At 64.1% G+C, this 18,610-nt stretch carries 17 protein-coding genes and 1 riboswitch; of the genes, 12 read left to right on the forward strand and 5 right to left on the reverse strand.

Annotated elements, in window-relative coordinates:
* The first annotated feature begins 44 nt into the window (after positions 1–44).
* Positions 45–1,349 carry a metal-dependent hydrolase family protein gene (locus tag ACZ5IU_RS07745; protein WP_464421618.1) on the forward strand — a complete coding sequence of 435 codons (1,305 nt, stop codon included), beginning with the start codon at positions 45–47 and terminating at the stop codon, positions 1,347–1,349.
* A gap of 138 nt (positions 1,350–1,487) precedes the next feature.
* Here ACZ5IU_RS07745 and ACZ5IU_RS07750 read toward each other — a convergent pair whose 3' ends face one another.
* Both ACZ5IU_RS07750 and ACZ5IU_RS07755 read right to left on the reverse strand, forming a co-directional pair.
* The gene (locus ACZ5IU_RS07750) at positions 1,488–3,491 is read right to left on the reverse strand and encodes a serine hydrolase domain-containing protein (protein ID WP_464421619.1); all 2,004 of its coding nucleotides are present in this window, start codon (positions 3,489–3,491) and stop codon (positions 1,488–1,490) included.
* Positions 3,492–3,722: 231 nt separating this feature from the next.
* The gene (locus tag ACZ5IU_RS07755) at positions 3,723–4,502 is read right to left on the reverse strand and encodes a sulfite exporter TauE/SafE family protein (RefSeq protein ID WP_464421620.1); all 780 of its coding nucleotides are present in this window, start codon (positions 4,500–4,502) and stop codon (positions 3,723–3,725) included.
* Positions 4,503–4,605: 103 nt separating this feature from the next.
* On the opposite strand from ACZ5IU_RS07755, the gene ACZ5IU_RS07760 reads away from it, so the two are divergent.
* The 11 genes from ACZ5IU_RS07760 to ACZ5IU_RS07810 all read left to right on the forward strand — a co-directional run bounded on the left by ACZ5IU_RS07760 (position 4,606) and on the right by ACZ5IU_RS07810 (position 16,086).
* Positions 4,606–5,862, forward strand: coding sequence for a serine hydroxymethyltransferase (locus tag ACZ5IU_RS07760; protein ID WP_464421621.1), 1,257 nt, complete (start codon positions 4,606–4,608; stop codon positions 5,860–5,862).
* A 396-nt stretch (positions 5,863–6,258) separates the two neighbouring features.
* Positions 6,259–8,016, forward strand: a complete 1,758-nt coding sequence (locus tag ACZ5IU_RS07765) for an FAD-binding protein (protein WP_464421622.1) — start codon at positions 6,259–6,261, stop codon at positions 8,014–8,016.
* A gap of 17 nt (positions 8,017–8,033) precedes the next feature.
* A complete protein-coding gene (locus tag ACZ5IU_RS07770) occupies positions 8,034–8,342 on the forward strand; it encodes a 2Fe-2S iron-sulfur cluster-binding protein (RefSeq protein WP_464421623.1) in 309 nt (102 codons plus the stop codon).
* A gap of 64 nt (positions 8,343–8,406) precedes the next feature.
* Positions 8,407–9,732, forward strand: a complete 1,326-nt coding sequence (locus ACZ5IU_RS07775; RefSeq protein WP_464421625.1) for a divalent metal cation transporter — start codon at positions 8,407–8,409, stop codon at positions 9,730–9,732.
* Positions 9,733–9,737: 5 nt separating this feature from the next.
* Positions 9,738–9,980 carry a hypothetical protein gene (locus tag ACZ5IU_RS07780; RefSeq protein WP_464421627.1) on the forward strand — a complete coding sequence of 81 codons (243 nt, stop codon included), beginning with the start codon at positions 9,738–9,740 and terminating at the stop codon, positions 9,978–9,980.
* 84 nt (positions 9,981–10,064) lie between these two features.
* The gene (locus ACZ5IU_RS07785; protein WP_464421629.1) at positions 10,065–10,751 is read left to right on the forward strand and encodes an L-2-amino-thiazoline-4-carboxylic acid hydrolase; all 687 of its coding nucleotides are present in this window, start codon (positions 10,065–10,067) and stop codon (positions 10,749–10,751) included.
* Positions 10,752–10,870: 119 nt separating this feature from the next.
* The gene (gcvPA, locus tag ACZ5IU_RS07790; protein WP_464421631.1) at positions 10,871–12,256 is read left to right on the forward strand and encodes an aminomethyl-transferring glycine dehydrogenase subunit GcvPA; all 1,386 of its coding nucleotides are present in this window, start codon (positions 10,871–10,873) and stop codon (positions 12,254–12,256) included.
* A gap of 24 nt (positions 12,257–12,280) precedes the next feature.
* Positions 12,281–13,852, forward strand: a complete 1,572-nt coding sequence (gene gcvPB, locus ACZ5IU_RS07795) for an aminomethyl-transferring glycine dehydrogenase subunit GcvPB (RefSeq protein ID WP_464421853.1) — start codon at positions 12,281–12,283, stop codon at positions 13,850–13,852.
* Between the two features lie 16 nt (positions 13,853–13,868).
* A complete protein-coding gene (locus tag ACZ5IU_RS07800) occupies positions 13,869–14,993 on the forward strand; it encodes an ATP-NAD kinase family protein (protein WP_464421632.1) in 1,125 nt (374 codons plus the stop codon).
* Positions 14,994–15,032: 39 nt separating this feature from the next.
* On the forward strand, positions 15,033–15,350 hold the full coding sequence (gene ppnP, locus ACZ5IU_RS07805) for a pyrimidine/purine nucleoside phosphorylase (protein ID WP_464421634.1): 318 nt from the start codon (positions 15,033–15,035) through the stop codon (positions 15,348–15,350).
* 55 nt (positions 15,351–15,405) lie between these two features.
* Positions 15,406–16,086 (forward strand): GntR family transcriptional regulator, encoded by a 681-nt coding sequence (locus ACZ5IU_RS07810; protein ID WP_464421636.1) that lies wholly within the window; start codon positions 15,406–15,408, stop codon positions 16,084–16,086.
* A gap of 55 nt (positions 16,087–16,141) precedes the next feature.
* Here ACZ5IU_RS07810 and ribB read toward each other — a convergent pair whose 3' ends face one another.
* From ribB to ACZ5IU_RS07825, 3 genes are all read right to left on the reverse strand, one after another.
* Entirely contained in the window at positions 16,142–16,795 is a 654-nt protein-coding gene (gene ribB, locus ACZ5IU_RS07815; RefSeq protein ID WP_464421638.1) for a 3,4-dihydroxy-2-butanone-4-phosphate synthase, read from the reverse strand.
* A 6-nt stretch (positions 16,796–16,801) separates the two neighbouring features.
* Positions 16,802–16,960: riboswitch (FMN riboswitch) on the reverse strand.
* A gap of 46 nt (positions 16,961–17,006) precedes the next feature.
* The gene (locus tag ACZ5IU_RS07820) at positions 17,007–18,263 is read right to left on the reverse strand and encodes a Y-family DNA polymerase (RefSeq protein WP_464421640.1); all 1,257 of its coding nucleotides are present in this window, start codon (positions 18,261–18,263) and stop codon (positions 17,007–17,009) included.
* Positions 18,264–18,268: 5 nt separating this feature from the next.
* Positions 18,269–18,583, reverse strand: a complete 315-nt coding sequence (locus ACZ5IU_RS07825) for a hypothetical protein (RefSeq protein ID WP_464421642.1) — start codon at positions 18,581–18,583, stop codon at positions 18,269–18,271.
* Positions 18,584–18,610: the final 27 nt, after the last annotated feature.

Consider the following 18,610-nt stretch of genomic DNA (forward strand, 5'->3'; position numbering starts at 1 on the left):
TCTCCGTTTTCGCACAATGCGTTTTTCAGAAAGGGTGACGGGTGATGCGGAACGTTCTCGTTTCACTGCTGGTGTTCGGGGTATTTCTGCTTCCCTCCTGCGCGGCGGCTGCGCCGAAGCAGGTGACGACGGTCCTGCTGGCGGGGAATTATTGGGACGGCGTGTCGGACGCGCCGCTTGGGGCCGCGGAGATTCTCGTCGTCGACGGCCGGATCGCTGAAGTCGGGAAGAGCGTCGCGCGGCCGGAGGGCGCTCGCGTGATCGACCTGTCGTCGAAGTTCGTGATGCCGGGGTTCATTGACGCGCACGTCCACCTCACGGGAGGCGCGCGGTTTTTCGCGAACACGATGGGGAGCAACGACGCCTCGCTGACGCTGAACGGGGTGCGCGCCTGCGGACTCCTTCTGGACAACGGCTTTACGACCGTTCGCGACGCCGGGGATTTCAGCTTCTCCTTCTGGGTCGTCCCCGAGCTGAAGAAGGCCGTCGAATCCGGGATCATCCGGGGACCGCGGATCGTCTGCGGCGGGCACATGATTTCCGCTGTCGGGGGGCACTTCGACGCCGCCGGTCTGCTCCGGAACGGCGTGACGCTCGATCAGGCATCGGTCGCCGAAGGGGTGGACGGCGTGCGGCGCGCGGTCCACAACGAGGTCAGCCACGGCGCGGAGTGGATCAAGATCGCGGGCAGCGGCGGCTTCATGTCGCCGAGCGACGGACCCGAGGACGTGTCGTATTCGCAGGAGGAGATGAACGCGGCGGTCGCGGCGGCGCGGGATATCGGAAAGTCCGTGTTCGTCCACGCGTACGGCGACGAGGCCGTCCGCCGGGCGGCCGTCGCGGGCGCGGCGTCGATCGAGCACGGAAGCCTGGCCTCGGTCGAAACGCTCGACATGCTCGCGCAGAAGGGCGTCTGGCTCGTTCCGACGCAGATCGCCGTCGTGGCGAATGCACGGGCGACCGCGAGCGGCCATATCGACATGAGTGCGCCGGAGTACGTCCGCGAGAAGGACCTGAAGTACGCGCCGCGGCTCCTGGAGTGCGCCGCGAATGTCGCGAAGAGCCGCGTGAAGCTCGCCTTCGGGACGGACGTCGGGACGTTCGACTTCTCCGTGAACGGCGCGACGGAGTTCGCCGAGATGGTCCGAAACGGAATCGCGCCGCTGCGGGCGCTGAAGGCCGGGACGTCGGCGGCGGCGGAGATGCTCGGGCTGCCTGCGGGCGTCATCGCCGCCGGAAAGAACGCGGATCTGGTCGCGATGCCGGGGAGTCCTTTCGACGACATTTCCGCGACGGAGAAGGTCTCCTTCGTGATGAAGGGCGGCGTCGTCTTCCGCGACGACAGGTAGCGGCGAGCAACGAATTACTGCGAGCAGCGAATTTGTTGTGAGCGACAAACGAAGCCTCGGGGCGTTTTTTTACCCGCTCCGGGGCTTCGTTTGTTTTCGGCCTGCGGCGCCTGGATGTTGCGTCGCCAAGTGTTTTCGCTACTTCGCCGTGATCCCGAACGCGTCGCCGGGCTTTCCGGCGCAGAAGACGAAGCTCCCTCCGGGGGCGTAGACGTCGCCCGAGTCCACGATGCTGTCGAAGAGCGCCTTCGGGTCGTCCTCCCCCCACGTCAGCACGACCACGCGTCCCTTTTCCGGCCGCTCGAACGACAGGATCGCGCCGGCGTCGAGCCGCTTCCATTCGTTCTCGCCGTCTGCGCCGATGGTGACGGCGGTCTTTCCGGCAGCGAGCGCTCCGGCCGAACGGACCGGGGAGAACGTGAAGCCCGCCGCCTTCAGCCGGACGTCGCTTCCTTTTTTCACGAGCGCGATGTCGGTCTGGTCGCGGGAGCCGGTCGCCGCGATTCTCGCGAAATCGGGTGTCTCGATCCTGACGATGCCGAAGAACGTCGCGTAGCCCGGGAGTTCCGCGCTCGTGGTCGAGCGCGTCAGCAATCCGTCGGAAACCTGGACGAACGGAGAGGCGTCGCGCCGGAGCCAGAATGTTCCGTTCAGGTCTTCGGCGAATGTCACGGGGTTCGTCGCGGGTTCGATCTTGAGGTATTCCTGCGAGTCGGCGCCGAAGCGGGGGATGTCGCCGATGACGAGCCAGGTTCGGCCGTCTTTCGCGACGAAGTAGTATCGCGTTCCCTTCGCGCCGTCATGGAAGAATCCGCCGTTGTGGACGAGCGTGAGGACCGGCGGTTCGTCTTTCGCTCCGAGCCTGTGGACGTTCAGAGTGTGTTTTGTCGTGTCGAAGGCGATCCGGGCGCCTCCGTCCCGGTTGGCGTAGAATCCCGCGTGGGCGAGCAGTTCGGGCGGGATCGGCTGCGGTTCCGCCGGCTTGTGCACGGAGGGCGCTTCGGGGAAGGGGAGCCCCCTGTCCTTCAGCAGCGCGTTCATGACCGCGTAGGTCACGGCGTCGGCGGCCGCGTGGCCGGAAATGCTGACGGCGACGGCCATCCTCTTCGCCGGGAGGAGGGCGAGGTTCGTCGAGAAGAACATCGTTCCGCCGCTCTTCGAAAGGACCTGGAAGCCGAACTTTTTGTAGCCCGTGAGCTGCGCGTCGTCCCATCCGAAGGCGTCGAGGATGGCGGGGCCCTTCAGCAACGGGGTGAAGTCCGTGGGCTGGCTTTTGAGGATTTCGGTTACGGATGCGTCCGAGAGGATGTGTTTTCCGCCGGGGGCGAAGCTGTCGGCGAAGCGGCAGAGGTCTTCGGCCGTCGACGAGAGGCCGCCAGCGCCGTAGACCTGGACGACCTCCGGCGGGTACTTCTTGCCGACGGCGTCGTAGTACGCCGCGACGTCGCCGCGCCACTCGCCGATGCTCGGGCCGGAGTTCTTCATGTCGAGCGGGCCGAAGACGCGTTCGGCGAGGAAATCCGTGAACTTCTTGCCCGACAGGCGCTCGACGATCATTTCGGCGAGCGTGAAGCCGTCGTTGCAGTAGATTCCCATCGCGCCGGGCGCGTGCTTGAGCGTCGCGTCCTTCAGCCGTTCGAGCAACGTGGCGTGCGGCTTTGCGTCGAGCGCGTAACCGAACTCGAAGGTCGATCCCGGAAGGCCGGACGAGTGGTTGAAGAGCATCCGGACGGTGATGTCCCTATAGCGCGGGTCCTTCATGACGAACTCGGGGAGGTGCTTCGCGACCGGGTCGTCGACCGAGAGCTTCCCGTCGTCGGCCAGAAGCAGGGTCGCGACGGCGACGAACATCTTGCTCGTGGAGCCGATGTTGAAGCGCGTGTCGGCCGTCACGGGGCGGTTCGTCGCGCGGTCGGCGGGGCCGAAGCCCTCGGAGTAGACGATCCGTCCGCCGTCCATGACCGCGATCGTCGCGGCGTTCCCCGCGCCCGAGACGATCGTTTTCCAGAGCGCCTCGCGGGCCGCCGTCACGGTGTTCCGGTACGCGTCGCCGGACGGAACGACGGCCGCGTGCGCCGCGCAGGACGCGAGCAACAGGCAGAGAATGGAAACGAACGGAACGGATCGTTTCAGGTTTCTCACGGTATCCACCCCTCTCGAATCGAATCGTCCATGAAGCCTCTTTTCGCCATTATCGCACGATCCCTCCGGACGCGTCGCCCGGTCGTCCGCCGGGGTCCCTTCCGGAGCGGCCATTTCGCCGGTATCCGCGATGCCGACGCAGGGTCGCCTGCATTCATATTGTATCTCTTCTTGGAAAATTCAGCATGAACGCGGGGACGGGGTGCGCGACGCCGGACGGATGCGCGCGCCCTATCCAACCAGCAGCCTGGCGGCCGCGACGAATGCGAGCGCGACGACGATCCGGTTGAAGACCTCCTGCGAAACGCGCTTCACGAGCCAAAAGCCGAGCAACGAGCCGAGCGCGATGCTGGGAAGCGTCAGCAGGTTGACCCGCAGACTTTGGGCGTTGATGATGCCGAGGTTCACGAAGAGAGGGACCTTGAGAAGGTTCAGGATGAAGAAGAATCCCGCGGACGTCGCGATGAACCGAAGCTTGGGCAGCCGCGCTATGAGGAAGTAGAGGTTCAGGATCGGTCCTGCTGCGTTCGCCATGCCGGTCGTCATTCCCGACAGGATGCCGAAGACCGCCGTGACGAGGGGGGAAACAGGGCGATCCGTCGCGTCGCGGCGACGCTTTTTCAGGAATGAGTTGACCTGCTGCAAGGCGAGCATCGCAAGTACGACGCCGCCGATGATCGGTTTGAGCTGTTCGTCCGTCACGTAGCGGAGGATGATGTATCCTCCTCCGAGGCCGATCAGGGAGAAGGGCAGGAGCGTGAAGAGCCGCTTTCGGTCGACGTGCGGCCAGTATTTGCCGATCGCGAAGAAATCTCCGAAAATCAGCATGGGCAACATGACCCCGACCGACAGCCGGGGCGGAAGCGCCATCGCCATGAGGACGACCAGGAGGATGCTGCTTCCCGGAATGGCTGTCTTCGCGAGTCCGATGCTCGTCCCGCCGAGCAGGACGACCCACCATGACCACAGCGGAATGTCCAGTCCCGTCAGTCCTGAAAGCAGTTCCGTCATTTGTCGTTCCACCTTTCGTATAACCGCGCCCGAGCCATTATAATACTGTCGGACTACATGCCGACGCCTGCGCGGCGCCGGCTCAAGAAAGGAGTGTCGAACCATGCTCGAACACACGAAAATGGCGGACCCTGAGCTGTACGGCATCACGTGCGAGGAACTCGACCGGCAGGAGCACAATATCGAGATGATCGCGTCGGAAAGCACGGCGAGCCTCGAGATCATGGAGCTGTCCGGCTGCGTCTTCACGAACAAGACGACGGAGGGGTATCCCGGAGCGCGGTTCCAGGCGGGGTCCCAGATCGCGGACAAAATGGAGCGTCTCGGCGTCGAACGCTGCAAGGCGCTTTACGGCGCGGAGCACGCGAACCTCCAGCCCTACTCGGGCTCGACCGCGAACTATTCCGTCTACGCTGCGGTCCTGACCCCCGGCGACGCGGTGCTCGGAATGCGGCTCGACCAGGGCGGCCATCTGACGCACGGCAGCCCCGCGAACTTCCTGAGCAAGGTCTACAACTTCACGTCCTACGGGCTCCACAAGGACACCGAGCAGATCGACTACGACGAGCTCGAGCGCCTCGCGAACGAGAAGCGGCCGAAGCTCATCATCGCGGGCGGGAGCGCCTACCCCCGTCTGATCGACTACGAGCGCATCGGGAAGATCGCGAAATCCGTCGGCGCGTACCTCATGGTCGATATGGCGCACGTGTCGGGCCTCGTCGCCGCGAAGGTCATCCCGAGCCCCGTGCCGCACGCCGACTTCGTGACGTCCTCGACGACGAAGACGCTCTGCGGTCCGCGCGGAGGCCTCGTGCTCTGCAGGGCCGAACACGCGAAGGCGCTCGACAAGGGCGTGTTCCCCGGCGCGGTGAGCTCGATCCATCTGAACATCATGGCCGCGAAGGCGTATATGTTCAAGTATGCCGCGACCGAGGAGTTCCGACAGATCATGCTGCAAGTCGTGAAGAATTCGCGAAAGCTCGCCGAAGAGCTGACGAAGCACGGCTTCCGGATCGTCAGCGGCGGCTCGGACAACCATATCGTTCTTGCGGATCTGCGCCCGAAGAAGCTGACGGGAAAGCAGTTCGAGAAGGCGCTCGAGTACGTCGGAATCACCGTGAACAAGAACATGATCCCGTTCGACCCGGAGAAGCCGTTCGTGACCAGCGGCGTGCGCATCGGAACGACGTCGATATCGCAAAGGGGCCTGAAGGAACCCGAGGTCGTCGAGATCGCGCGGATCATGAACACGGTCGCCGGGAACGTCGAGGACCAGAAGACGCTCGACGCGGCCCGGGCCGAGGCGATGGCGCTCATCGGCCGCTTCCCGCTCTATCCGGCCGGGACCCTGCGTCCGTAGGGCGGTTTCATTCGAGGAACGCCGAAAGAAAAGGCCCCTTCGACCGAACCGGTCGAAGGGGCCTTTCGTTGCAGGAAGCTGCGCTGAAGATTCCGCGGCGGCGGGCCATCGGGCCTTCGGGGTCCGTGAGTTCGCAAAGCGGCCCCCGCGGGGGCGCGTGATGTCAACGGTGGCCCCGGTCAGAGAAAACCGATTCTTCCATGGCCTGCTATTGACAGGCGGAAAGAGTATGTCTATATTAGTTGCATACACTGTATTCAATGAATACGATGTTTTTCGAGCTCCGAAGGCCGCACTGCGGTCCTTTGCCTTCAAAAAACGTTCATAACTGAACCTCATTTTCGGGACGAACATGGCTCCACCGAAGCTGTTTTTTTCGAAGGAGGATGCTTGGAGATGCGGGTGAACGGGGAATACGACGTTATCGTCGCGGGAAGCGGCGGCGGCGGGCTGCGGGCGGCGATCGGTTCGGCGGCGGCGGGAGCGAAGACGCTTGTGTTGTGCCGCGGAAAAAGCGATCGGAGCGGCGCAACCCTTCTGGCGGGCGCCAATATCAGCGCCGATATTGCGTGCGACGGGGGAAGCCTCGCCGAGCTGGGCATCACGGACGCAAACAAGGGTGACACGAAAGATAAGTTCTTTTCCGATATTATCCACGAGGGGTTCCACCTCAATAACCCGAAACTCGTCGAAATCTTCGTCGACCAGGCTCCGGACAGGATCCGGGAACTCATCGACTGGGGCATCGAAGTACTCGGGACCGAGGGCGACCGCGGAATTTCCGTTTTCGGCTCCGCCATCCTCGACGTCCTGCACGCCCGCGCCGCGTCGCTCGGCGTCGAGTTCCGCGAACAGCGCGTTCTCACCGATCTCGTCACGGACGCGGACGGCGTGTGCGGCGTCGTCTGCGTCGATATCGTCTCGGGCTCCATCGAAGCGTACGGCGCAAAAGCCGTCGTCATGGCGAGCGGCGGCAGTCACGGCCTCTTCCGGCATAACAGCGGATCGACGGACCTGTGCGGTGAAGGCATCGGCGCGGCGTTCCGCGCCGGGGCGGAACTTGTCGATATGGAAATGATTTCGTTCTGTCCCGCGGTCATCGAGCGCCCCGGAATCTACGAGGGCAATATCCTCCCCTATATCTTCCTTACGCTCGGGTTCGGCACGCTGCGTAACAGGTTCGGCAAGACTTTCACCGGGCGTCACCTGTCGCCCGCGATGGAGGAACTCGCGCTGGACAGCGAGTGGAACAAGATGCTGCTTTCGTACGCGATCCAGAAGGAGATCGGGGACGGGCGCGGCACGATGCGCGGCGGCGTGTACTTCACGCTCGATCGCTATCCGTCGAACCTCTTCGACGAGCTGTATCACGCGCTTCCATCCCTCAGAACCGGCATTTACAAAGACATCATGGCGATATTCGAGCGCGGCGAGGCGGTCGCGATCAGTCCGGCCGCACATTACTTCGAGGGCGGCATCAGAATCGACGAACATGCCGCGACATCGCTCCCCGGATTGTTCGCGGCCGGTGAGTGCGCCGGAGGAATGTTCGGCGCGAATCGGGTTTCCGCCGCGACGACTGAAATGCTTATCGAGGGCGCGATCGCCGGTCCGGGTGCGGCGAAGTTTGCCGTATGCCGCAACTCCGTGGCGATGCCGAAGGATCGGCTCGACGCGATCGAAGGAGAGCTGCGGCGTCCGTTCGCGGCGTCGCGCGGCGAGGATGTTCTGAAACTCAAAGAGACGTTGCGCGACGCCGTTTCGGAGAGCCTGATGGTTCTGCGGACGCAGGAGAAACTCGATCGCGCGGCCTCGCTCGTTCACGACGTCGCGTCGCGACTGACATCCGCGAGCGTGTCGACGGCATCGCGGGCCTACAACCGCGAATGGCTCGACTATCTCGAACTCCGGAACATGACGCCCGTGGCCGGGGCGATGCTCGCGGCGGCGTCGATGCGTACGGAAAGCCGGGGCGTCCACGTGCGGCAGGACCATCTCGTAACCGACAACGTCCGGTTTCTGGGCAATATCGTCGTTTCGGGCGATGCGTCCGAGTGCAGGCTGGAACCGGTGAAACCGTGCCGTATCGAGGCTCCGGGCGGCGTCGTGAGTTATATCGACGGCATCGAAGCCGCGATCGAAAAGCTCAGCTGAGGGAGGCGCTGTCAGCGATGAAAAAACTGATCGTCACGGTGATTCGCCGCGAAGAGGGCGAAGAGCCGCGTGCCGTGGAATATGAAGTTCCGATTGATGAGGGCGACATCGTATCGGTGATGAACGTTCTCGATTATATCTCCTCGCGTCTCGATCGCACCCTCGCGTACTTCTCCCACGCGGCGTGCCGGCAGGCGGTGTGCGGGCAGTGCGTGGTGAAGGCGAACGGAAAGGTTGTCCTCGCGTGCAGGGAACTCGTGTCCGGGGACAAGCTTTTGCTCGAACCGGCGAAAAAGGATGTGGTTCGCGATCTGATCTGCGGATAGATCCGATGAAACGACGGCCTTGCGTGGAGCGGGCCGTATTTCACTGACGGGGAGCGTGACACGTATGGCGCAGGGGCAAGAGGGGCGCTCGGCCGATCTCGAGCGCGAAGTGGAGCAACTGAAGGAGATCAATACACGGCCGTTTCTGGGGCGACTGGGCGGGTATTTCAGGTTCATGGGGCCGGCCGGTATGGAAGCCGCCACGACTCTCGGCGCGGGGTCGTTCACGGCAGCCGTCATGGCGGGCGCGACGCACGGATACGACATGTTGTGGGTGCCGTTTTACTCGTATCTGTTCGGCCTCTTCATGCTCTATCTGGGTGCGAAGTTCGCGATTCACCGGAAGGATTCCATCATTGAACTGCAGAACCAGTACCACACGAAGGCGGTCGGATCGTTCTCGACCGGTTTCGTAGCGTGTTTCCTGGCGGCGGTCGTCTTCTCGTTCGGACAGTACGCGCTCGGAACCGACGCGCTTGCCTCGATGTCGAAGCTCATGGGATTCGACTTCCCGCGGCACATCAACTGGGTCGCGATCATGGCCGTTTCCGTGGGGCTTTCGCTGCTCTACGGAAAGAGCCACCGGCTCGTCCGTTTCGTCGAGAAATCGATGCAGATCCTGATCGCGATCATGCTCCTGACATTCCTGGCGGTCGTCGTCAAGACCGGCATCAACGTGCCCGCCATGCTCAGAGGCGTCCTTGTACCCTCCGTGCCGCGAGGCGTCGAGGGCATCATGGTCGTCATCGCGGGCCTCACCGCCGCGATGGGCGTCATGGACTGGGTGCAATACCACTATGCGTCCAAGACGCGCGGATACACGAGACATCACGAGCAACTGTCCGTCTTCGACTCGATCTTCGGCGGCCTGATTCCGGTGACGCTGGTTCTGGCGTTCATCGGCATCGCGTTCGCGGAGACGTTCGCGGGGAAGACCGGCATTCCCGAAAGCGCCATGGACCTTTCGAACGCGCTCGTCTCGGTGCTGCCGAGCGTCTGGGTCCGGGTCGGGTTCTACCTTGGGATCATCGCAATCGTCGTCAGCACGATGGTTGGCATGCCCATCGTCTCCGCACAGAGTCTCTGTCACTCGCTGAATCTCCCGCAGGACACGAACAGCCTCGTATGGAAGATCGGGCTTCTGCTGCCGCACATCGGCTTCCTCGGCGCGTTCATCGGCAAGCCGCTGTGGGCGGTCATCACGGTCGCGGCGATGCAGTCGCTCTTCAACTGGCTCAGCGGCTTTTCGTGGTATCTCCTCGGGAACGATATCCGCGCGCTGGGCAGCCACGTCGTCAAGAGCTACCTTGTCAACCTCGGGATCATCGTGTCGATCGTGGCGCTCAATCTGGTGTTCATCACGTTCGTTCTGACCGAGCTGGGGGTGTGAGAGAGATGTCGAACATACTCGAATCCATCGTTATGGGACTCAAGGCGCGCACGTGGCTTTGCCTCCTGATGCTCGTCGCGAACTTTTTCTTCGTCTACGGCGCGATTCTGTATTTCAACAAGGGCCAGGCTCCAGGCATGTATTACGCCGGACTCGGCGCGACGCTCGCGCTTGCGCTGATCCTCGCGTTCCCGAATACGCAGCCCCCGCTTCCCCCTGAAACGCGGGATCCGAAGATCCGGGACTGACCCGGAAAAAGAGTGCCCCGTCCCGGTCGGGGCGGGGCACTCCCCCCATGTGGTGACACCCATTGCGTCAAGGAGGTCTGCACGATGCTTGCCGAACGACACCACGCCGTCATTCTGTCGCTGTTTTTTGCGCACCTCGCGAAGGCGTACGGCGAGAACGGGAAGAACACATTCATCAAGGCCGCACAAACCTACGGCGAACAGCGGGGGAGGCGCATGAGCCTGCGCGCTCTCCGCGACGGCAACCGACTCGACTTCGACGCGTATTTCGCGTACAGCGAATGGTCGCCTTCGCCCGGTGCGTACGACATGTCGGTAACGGCCGGGGCCGGCGTCGTCGACGAACGCGTGACGCGGTGCCCGTGGGCGGCGACGTTCCGCGAGGAGGACGCCGTCGAGTGCGGCGTGGCGTATTGCAGCGAAATCGACGCGGCGATCGTGCGCGGCTTCTCGCCGTCGCTCCGCCTCGACCTCGAGAGCACCCAGCATCGCGGGGGGTGTTGCCGGTTTTATTTCAGAGATGCCCGGATCACGAACGACACGATGAACGCGCGGGATCGTCTCGTTCCTCCGGGCGCCGTGGTCGTCATGCCGTTCGACTATCACGTGGCGCATGTCTTCCATACGTTCCGGCATACGGTCGAGGACGTCTATGGCGGTGAGGGCGCCGGGATGGCCGCGCTTGTGCACGCGCTTCTGGCCGAGCGGTTCGGCCCGATTGTGACCGGCGTTCTCGAAGAATACCGGAACGCCGACTTCACGCGCCTGTAGCGGCGCCGGCGTTTGTCCGGCATCGGCCGGACCCGGGCGACGTTGCCCGAACGCGGGGGCGCTTTCCATCCGATGCGTATCGCTCTATCTGTTCGAATTCATTCAGGGAGGCTGAGGAGATGACGACTTCCGGAGTCGTGTATCCGTATATTCCGAACTCTGTTCCAGAGGTACAGCGCGAGATGCTTGACTCGATCGGCGCGGCGAGTGTCGACGAACTGTTCGAACGCATTCCCGGCGATGTCCGGCTGCACGGACCGCTCGATCTTCCGCCGCCGCTGCTGTCGGAGGCGGAACTGCATCGCTGCTTTACGCGCATTCTCGCGAAAAACGCCACCACGAACGAGAATATCAGCTTTCTCGGCGGCGGCTGCTGGAACCACTACGTTCCGGCGATCTGCGACGAGATCAACCAGCGCAGCGAATTCCTGACGGCGTACGCGGGGGAACCCTACGAAGACCACGGACGCTTCCAGGCGCTCTTCGAGTATACGAGCATGATGGCGGAACTTGTCGATATGGATGTCGTCAACGTTCCGACCTATGACGGCGCGCAGGCCGCCGCGACGTCGATCCGCATGTGCTCCCGGATCACGGGGCGGAGGCGTGTGCTCGTCGCGGCGAATGTCCACCCCGAAACGCAGGCGGTGATCCGAAACTACTGCCATCCCGATCTCTCGCCGGAGGTCGTGCCGATCGACCCGAAAACGGGCTGCGTCGACCGCGCCGCGCTCCGGCGCGCCGTGACGGGCGAAACCGCGGCCGTGTACGTCGAAAATCCGTCGTTTTTCGGTACGATCGACGCGTCGACAGGGGCGATCGCAGAAATCGTCCGCGGAGCGGGCGCGCTCTTCGTCGTCGGAACGGACCCTTCGTCTCTGGGGCTGTTGACGCCGCCGTCGCGCCGCGGCGCCGACATTACGTGCGGCGACATCCAGCCGCTCGGCATGCACCAGTATTTCGGCGGCGGGCGGGGTGGTTTCATCGCGACAAGAGACGATCCGAAATTCATCCGCGAGTATCCGTCGCGGCTCTTCGGCATCGCGCCGACCGCGAAGGGCGAGTGGGGCTTCGGCGACGTCGCGTGGGAACGAACCTCGTTCGCGGACCGCGAACACGCGAAGGAATACGTCGGCACCGCCGCGGCGCTCTGGGGCATCACTGCGGGCGTCTATCTCGCGCTCATGGGGCCGAAAGGGATGCGCGAACTCGGCGAGGGCGTCTTCATGCGATGCCGGTACCTCATGGACCGGATGGCGGCCGTCCCTGGCGTGACGCTTCCGTTCGCCGCGACGCCGCACTTCAAGGAGTTCGTCGTCTGCTTCGACGGCACGGGGAAGACGGTCGATTCCATCAACGCCGCGCTGCGTGACCGGGGCATCTTCGGCGGTTTCCGGACGGAAGTTACGGGTGGACGCGAATGCGCGCTCTACAGCGTCACCGAGGTGCTGACGCAGCGGGATATGGACACGTGCGTCGCGGCGCTCCGCGACATCGTCGCGTAGGCGGGGGAGGCGGCATTCATGGGAATGGACATGACGACGAAGTTGCGCGATTTCCACCAGGCTCGCTGGGACGAACCGATCATCTTCGAACTGACGACGCCGGGCGAGCGCGGCGTTCTGGTGCCGGAAGCCCCGGCCGATGTCCGGCGTGCGGGTGAAAAGGCGTTGGCGGCCCTGCCTGCGGATATGGTTCGTCAGGAAGCGCCGAAACTGCCCGAGATGGGGCAGATGCGCGTGTTGAAGCATTACCTGCGGCTGTCGCAGGAAAATCTCGGGGCCGATCTCAATATCGACATCGGACAGGGAACCTGCACGATGAAATACAGCCCGAAGGTCAATGAGATCTTGTCGCGGAATTCCGGAATTGCGGACATTCACCCGTATCAGGACGAATCGACCGTTCAGGGAGCGCTCGAAATCGTCTACGAACTCGACCGCGCGCTCCGGGCCATCTCCGGCATGGACGCGTTCTCGCTCCAGTCGGGCGGCGGGTCGCAGGGGCTCTACGCGATCATTTCGATCATCCGCGCGTGGGTGGAGCACACCGGCCAGCTCGGCAGGAAGGACGAGATCGTCACGACGATCTTCTCGCATCCGACGAACGCCGCGGTGGCGAAGCTCATGGGCTTCAGGATCATCACGATCTATCCGGGACCCGACGGACGTCCGGATATCGAGGCGTTCCGCGCGGCCGTGTCCGACCGGACGGCGGCGCTCATGATCACGAACCCCGAAGACACGGGCGTCTACAACCATCGAATCGGGGAATTCACGGACCTCGTTCATGCGCACGGGGGGCTGTGCAGCTACGATCAGGCGAACCTCAACGGCATCATCGGCGTCACGCGCGCGCTCGAATCGGGATTCGATCTGTGCTTCTTCAACCTGCACAAGACCTTCTCGGCGCCCCACGGATGCGGCGGCCCCGGGAGCGGCGTCGTGGGCGTCCGCTCGAGCCTTCGGCGGTTCCTTCCCGTGCCGCTCGTGGAAAAGGACGAAGCGACCGGCCGGTATTATCTCGACTACGACCTGCCGAACTCTGTCGGCAAGATCAAGAACTTCCACGGCAACATCCACGCGATGCTGAAAGCGCTGGCGTGGATCCGCGCGCTCGGGGCGGACGGCCTGCGCGAGGTCGCGCGCGTCGCCGTGCTCAACAACAACTACATGTTCCGCAACGTCCTGAAGATCCGCGGCGCGTCGGCGCCGTACGCTCCGGACGAGCACCGCATGGAGCAGGTGCGGTACAGCTGGCAGACGATGAAGCGGGAAACCGGCGTCACGACGTCGGACGTCCAGAACCGGATGTTCGACTTCGGCGTGCATTACTGGACGAGCCACGAGCCGTGGGTCGTGCCCGAGCCGTTCACGATCGAGCCGACGGAGTCGTATTCGAAGCAGGAACTCGACGAGTTTCTCGCGATCACGGCCGAGATAGCGCGCGAAGCGTACGAGACGCCGGAAGTCGTCAGGAACGCGCCGCACCGCAGCACGGTCCATCACATCGACCACTCGTACTTCGACGACGAGAAGAAGTGGGCGATCACGTGGCGCATGTATCGGAAGAAGTTCGACGATTACTTCGTCGCGAAATGACGCGGATCGGGAACGAATGAAGACGGTTGGCCTGATTGTCAACCCGATCGCCGGAATGGGCGGGAGCGTCGGCCTGAAGGGCACCGACGGAATGTCCGTTTTGCGGCAAGCCATCGAGCGCGGCGCGACGCCGCGCTCGCAATCGCGGACGGCTGTCGCTCTGGCCTGCTTGTCGCCCCTCCGCGACGTCGTGAGAATCGTCACGTTTCCGGGCGACATGGGGGAAAACGCTGCGCGCGCCGCCGGTTTTTCCCCGGAGGTGTTGCTGAAAGATGAAATCGACCCGACGACGACCACGCGCAACGACACGATCCGAGCCGCCGGAGCGATTCTGCGGCGCGGCGTCGATCTGTTGCTCTTCGCCGGCGGCGACGGCACCGCGCGGGACATCTGCGGCGTCGTGGGGACCGATGTCGTGTCGCTCGGCATTCCGGCGGGGGTCAAGATTCATTCCGCGGTATTCGGCTGTTCTCCGCGGGAAAGCGGGGACGTCGCGAGGCAGTTCCTCGAGGATCCGGCGACCGCGACGCGCGCGTCGGAAGTCATGGATATCGACGAGGAGCTGTTCCGGGAGGGCTCGGTGCAGGCGAGGCTTCACGGCTTCCTGTGCGTGCCGTACGTTCGGCAGCGCGTACAGGGGCTGAAAGCGGGCAGCGCGCTCTCCGAGGAGTCGGTGCAGCGTACGATCGCGGGGTACGTCGTGCGCGAGCTGATGGAGCCGGAGACGCTCTACGTGATCGGTCCGGGCACCACGACAATGGCGCTCAAGGATCGTCTCGGTCTGGACGGAACGCTGCTCGGCGTCGACGCGGCGCTCGGCGGAAAAATGACGGGAAAGGATCTGACCGAGACGCGCCTGCTCGATCTTTGCGACGCTTACAAGCGCCGGAAGCTCGTTATGACGCCGATCGGCGGGCAGGGGTTTCTCTTCGGGCGCGGCAACCAGCAGATCAGCGCGCGCGTGCTGCGGTTTTTCGATCCATCGGACCTGCTCGTGCTGTGTACGCCGGCGAAGCTGTGTGCGCTCGAAGGTTCGCCGATGCTTGTCGATACCGGAGACCCCGGGATCGATGCCAAATACTCCGGTTACATCCGCTGCGTCACGGGAAACGGACAGTACGCGATGTATTGTGTCCGCTGAGCGAAAGTGCATTGCACATCAGAAAAGGAGTGGAGTATCATGAAACCGGAAACGATCCGGAACGCACAGGTGAATGTTCTCGCGAACATCTTCTTCGATGGCGCGGTCCAAAGCCGGACCTATCATGCGGATGACGGCAGGCGCCGGACGCTCGGCGTCATTCTTCCCGGCGAATACGCGTTCGATACCCACGAGGCCGAGGTCGTCGAAATCACGCGCGGGGGAGAAGAAATCCTGCTTCCCGGCGAAACGGCGTGGCGCACGATCGGCGTGGGCGAGTCGTATACGGTGCCCGCGCACTCCTCCTTTCGGGTAAAGTGCGCGACGATTACGGAGTACATCTGTACGTTCCTGTAATCGGCCGGGGGATTCTCGTTTCACCGAGTACATCATCTTTGGGGGAGTGCGGCCATTGGCTCAACAGACGAACAAATCCTCGGCGGAGTACGCGTACGCGACTCTGCGCCGGCGAATCCTGAACAAGGAGTTCCAGCCCGGCGAGCATCTGCCGGAAATAGCGATCGCACAGCAGTTGCACATCAGTCGCACCCCCGTTCGCGAGGCGTTTCGGTGGCTTGCGAACGAGGGGCTCATCGGAATCTTCCCGAACGAGGGCGCGAGCATCGTCAACCCTTCCAGGCAGGAGCGCGCGGATACCATTGAAGTACGCGCCTACCTCGAGGTCCTGTCGTTTCGAAAGGCGATCCACCGCATCACGCCCGTACAGCTCTGCATGCTCGACGAGGAAATAGCGAAAGAAGAGGCGATCTTCGCCACGCGCGACCTCGATCGCTATCTCGATGTCAACACCAGGTTCCACAAGATCATTGCTCGGGCGAGCGGCAACGTCGCGCTCTGCGAACTGGTCGAAAATCTTCTCTCCCGTTCGTTCATTTATATGGTACTGTTCGAGTCTTTTCTCGATTTCGACACGAACCCCAGTCTCGACGAGCATCGCGAGCTCGTGCGCCTGCTCCGCGAGAAGCGCGAGGAAGAGGGGGTCGCGCTGCTGCAACGCCATATTCTCGGCAATGGCGGTTATGGCGGCGATCTGTCGTTGCCGGACGCGACGGAATCCGTTTCCCGCCCCTGATCGTCCCTTGCCCGTCGAAGCGGGCCCGAATGCCTGAAACGTTGCGGAACGAGCGTCACGGATGGAGGCTGTCGTGCGCCGCGCGGTAGCGCGCGATGTCGTCGACCGTGACGACGGGGAAGTCGTGCCGCCGCGAGAACTCGAGGATCTCCGGAAGGCGGGCCATCGTGCCGTCGGGGTTCGTGAGTTCGCAGAGCACTCCCGCGGGAGCGAGCCCGGCGAGACGCATGACGTCCACGGTGGCCTCGGTATGCCCGCGGCGTTCGAGGACGCCGCCCGGCCGGGCCCGAAGGGGAAAGACGTGTCCGGGGTGCCGCAGGTCCGACGGCCGCGCGCCGGGCGCGCTCGCCGCGCGGACGGTCCGGACGCGGTCCGCGGCCGAGACGCCCGTCGTGACTCCCTCCGCCGCCTCGATGGAGACGGTGAACGCCGTGGAGTAGCGGCTCGTATTGGTCCGCGTCATCGGGGGGAGTTCCAGCGAGTCGATCTTCTCGGGAGTCAGGCAGAGGCATACGATTCCGCTGCACTCCCGGATCAGCATGGCCATCTGGGGAACCGTGAGGCTTTCGGCCGCGAAGATCAGGTCCCCCTCGTTCTCGCGGTCTCCGTCGTCCGTGACCAGAATGCCGCGGCCTTCCGCGACGGAAGCGACCGCCGCGGCGACACGGGCCTCGGAATCCCCGAAACGCTCCTGCAACTGCGATGTCATGATGCGTCCTCCTCTCTTTCATCCGGACTGTCACCGTCGGCTCCGGCCTCTCACCGGAATCTGCGCGCCCCTCCGCGCCGTGCGGGGAAGGATGGCCCGCGGGCTCCCCGGCCGGGAGGCCGGGATACCGCCAGTGGGGACTTTCACCCCGTTCCGAGATCGAAACGCGCCTATTCAACGCCGTTTTCCGCGTTCTGTCAACGCCCGCGCGTCAGTGATACGCCTTCTGGTGCGCCCCGTAATCGCGTCGCGGCGCCCATCCCGATTCCCCGCCGCGCGGCGGCATCGCGGCGGGGCGGATCGCGTCCTGCCCGAGGATCCTGTTGATCCGGTCGACGGCCTCCATGCAGCGCGCCCTCCGCTCGTCCTCCTCCGGCGCGGTCGACGCGCCGGGCAGGAAGAGCTGTCGCCGCCCCTCATCCGAGAACTCCGACAGGGCGATGCCAGCCTTCACGTACCATTCGCCTGGGACGAAGATCTCGTCGAGGACGGAAAGCGCCGCCTTCACGAGCGTCGGGGTGTAGGACGTCGGCGCCTCGAACGTCTTCCTCCCGACCGGGCACGTGACGGGCGGACGGAACCGGGACGTCGTGATGGAGACGTTCAGCACGCCGGCCCGCATTCCCTGCGCGCGAAGCTTCTCGGCCCCGCGGGAGGCGAACGTCGTCACGGCTTCGCGGATCGGGTCGATCATCGTCGTCGGAGCGCCGAAGGACCGCGACACCTGGATCGACTTCTGCGGCGGATCGGCCGTCCGGATCGGAACGCAGGACACGCCGCGGAGTTCCCACCCCGTCTGGAGCCCCCGGATCGTGAGGTGACGCCGGAGCCATTCGTCGGGCTTGTCGCGGAGCTTTCGGGCGGTGTCCACGGTGCAGCGTCTCAGGAAGTCCGCGTGACGCCGTCCGATGCCCCAGACGTCTCCGACCGGCGTTCGGCCGAGCATCGCGTCGAGCTCCGGCCCGGGGGCGATCCGATGGACGCCTCCCGTCTCCGCGTGCTTCTTCGCGTGGTCGGCCGCGAGCTTCGCGAGCGTCTTCGTGGGGGCGAGGCCGATCGAAACGGGAATTCCGACCCACCGCAGGATCGTCGCGGCGAGGTCGCGCGCGTACGCCTCGGGAGAGGAGAGCGCCGCGATGTCGAGGGAGAAGAACGATTCGTCCACGGAATAGTCTTCCGTCTCGGGGGTACGGCTCCGGACGATCGCGTGGACGCGATTCGAAATGTCGTCGTAGAGCGGAAAGTTCGTCGAGAAGACGTTCACCCCGTACGCCTTCACGATCCCCTCGATCTTGAAGAACGGCTCGCCCATGGGAATTCCGAGAGCCTTCGCCTCGTTGGAGCGCGAGATGACGACCCCGTCGTTCGACGAGAGGACGACCACGGGCCGGTTCTTCAGGTCGGGCCGGAAGAGCCGTTCGCACGAGACGAAGAAGTTGTTGCAGTCGCACAGTCCGATGAGCGGCATGGCGGTCAGGAGCGACGGATCAGTTCCCAGGTGACGACGCCCCAGACGAGCTCTTCCTCCGCATCGTCCGACACCTTTCCCCGGACGAGGGCGCCGTCGCGTTCGAGGATCGCGTCCGCGCCCGGCGTCGCCGGGCGGGAGCGGTCGACGACGAGGATGCGTCGCGGGGGGCGCCCGATTCCGCCGGAATCCTCCGCGTCCTCTCCGTCGCGAAAGAGGAAGGTCGCCTGCGGGGAGGGGACGAGAATGTCCGTCAGATTCGAGAGCGGATCCCGTACCCTCGGATTCGCGGCGGATTTCGTCATGCGTACCGTGGGCATGAATCATCACCTCATATATACAAATGG

Source organism: Lactivibrio alcoholicus (genome assembly GCF_055390895.1).

Coding starts and splice junctions, on each gene's coding strand:
- ACZ5IU_RS07825 (WP_464421642.1), bottom strand. CDS start 18,583: ATGCCCACGGTACGCATGACGAAATCCGCCGCGAATCCGAGGGTACGG.
- ACZ5IU_RS07755 (WP_464421620.1), bottom strand. CDS start 4,502: ATGACGGAACTGCTTTCAGGACTGACGGGACTGGACATTCCGCTGTGG.
- ribB (WP_464421638.1), bottom strand. CDS start 16,795: ATGACATCGCAGTTGCAGGAGCGTTTCGGGGATTCCGAGGCCCGTGTC.
- ACZ5IU_RS07745 (WP_464421618.1), top strand. CDS start 45: ATGCGGAACGTTCTCGTTTCACTGCTGGTGTTCGGGGTATTTCTGCTT.
- ACZ5IU_RS07780 (WP_464421627.1), top strand. CDS start 9,738: ATGTCGAACATACTCGAATCCATCGTTATGGGACTCAAGGCGCGCACG.
- ACZ5IU_RS07760 (WP_464421621.1), top strand. CDS start 4,606: ATGCTCGAACACACGAAAATGGCGGACCCTGAGCTGTACGGCATCACG.
- gcvPB (WP_464421853.1), top strand. CDS start 12,281: ATGGACATGACGACGAAGTTGCGCGATTTCCACCAGGCTCGCTGGGAC.
- gcvPA (WP_464421631.1), top strand. CDS start 10,871: ATGACGACTTCCGGAGTCGTGTATCCGTATATTCCGAACTCTGTTCCA.
- ACZ5IU_RS07775 (WP_464421625.1), top strand. CDS start 8,407: ATGGCGCAGGGGCAAGAGGGGCGCTCGGCCGATCTCGAGCGCGAAGTG.
- ACZ5IU_RS07800 (WP_464421632.1), top strand. CDS start 13,869: ATGAAGACGGTTGGCCTGATTGTCAACCCGATCGCCGGAATGGGCGGG.
- ACZ5IU_RS07770 (WP_464421623.1), top strand. CDS start 8,034: ATGAAAAAACTGATCGTCACGGTGATTCGCCGCGAAGAGGGCGAAGAG.
- ACZ5IU_RS07785 (WP_464421629.1), top strand. CDS start 10,065: ATGCTTGCCGAACGACACCACGCCGTCATTCTGTCGCTGTTTTTTGCG.
- ppnP (WP_464421634.1), top strand. CDS start 15,033: ATGAAACCGGAAACGATCCGGAACGCACAGGTGAATGTTCTCGCGAAC.
- ACZ5IU_RS07820 (WP_464421640.1), bottom strand. CDS start 18,263: ATGCCGCTCATCGGACTGTGCGACTGCAACAACTTCTTCGTCTCGTGC.
- ACZ5IU_RS07765 (WP_464421622.1), top strand. CDS start 6,259: ATGCGGGTGAACGGGGAATACGACGTTATCGTCGCGGGAAGCGGCGGC.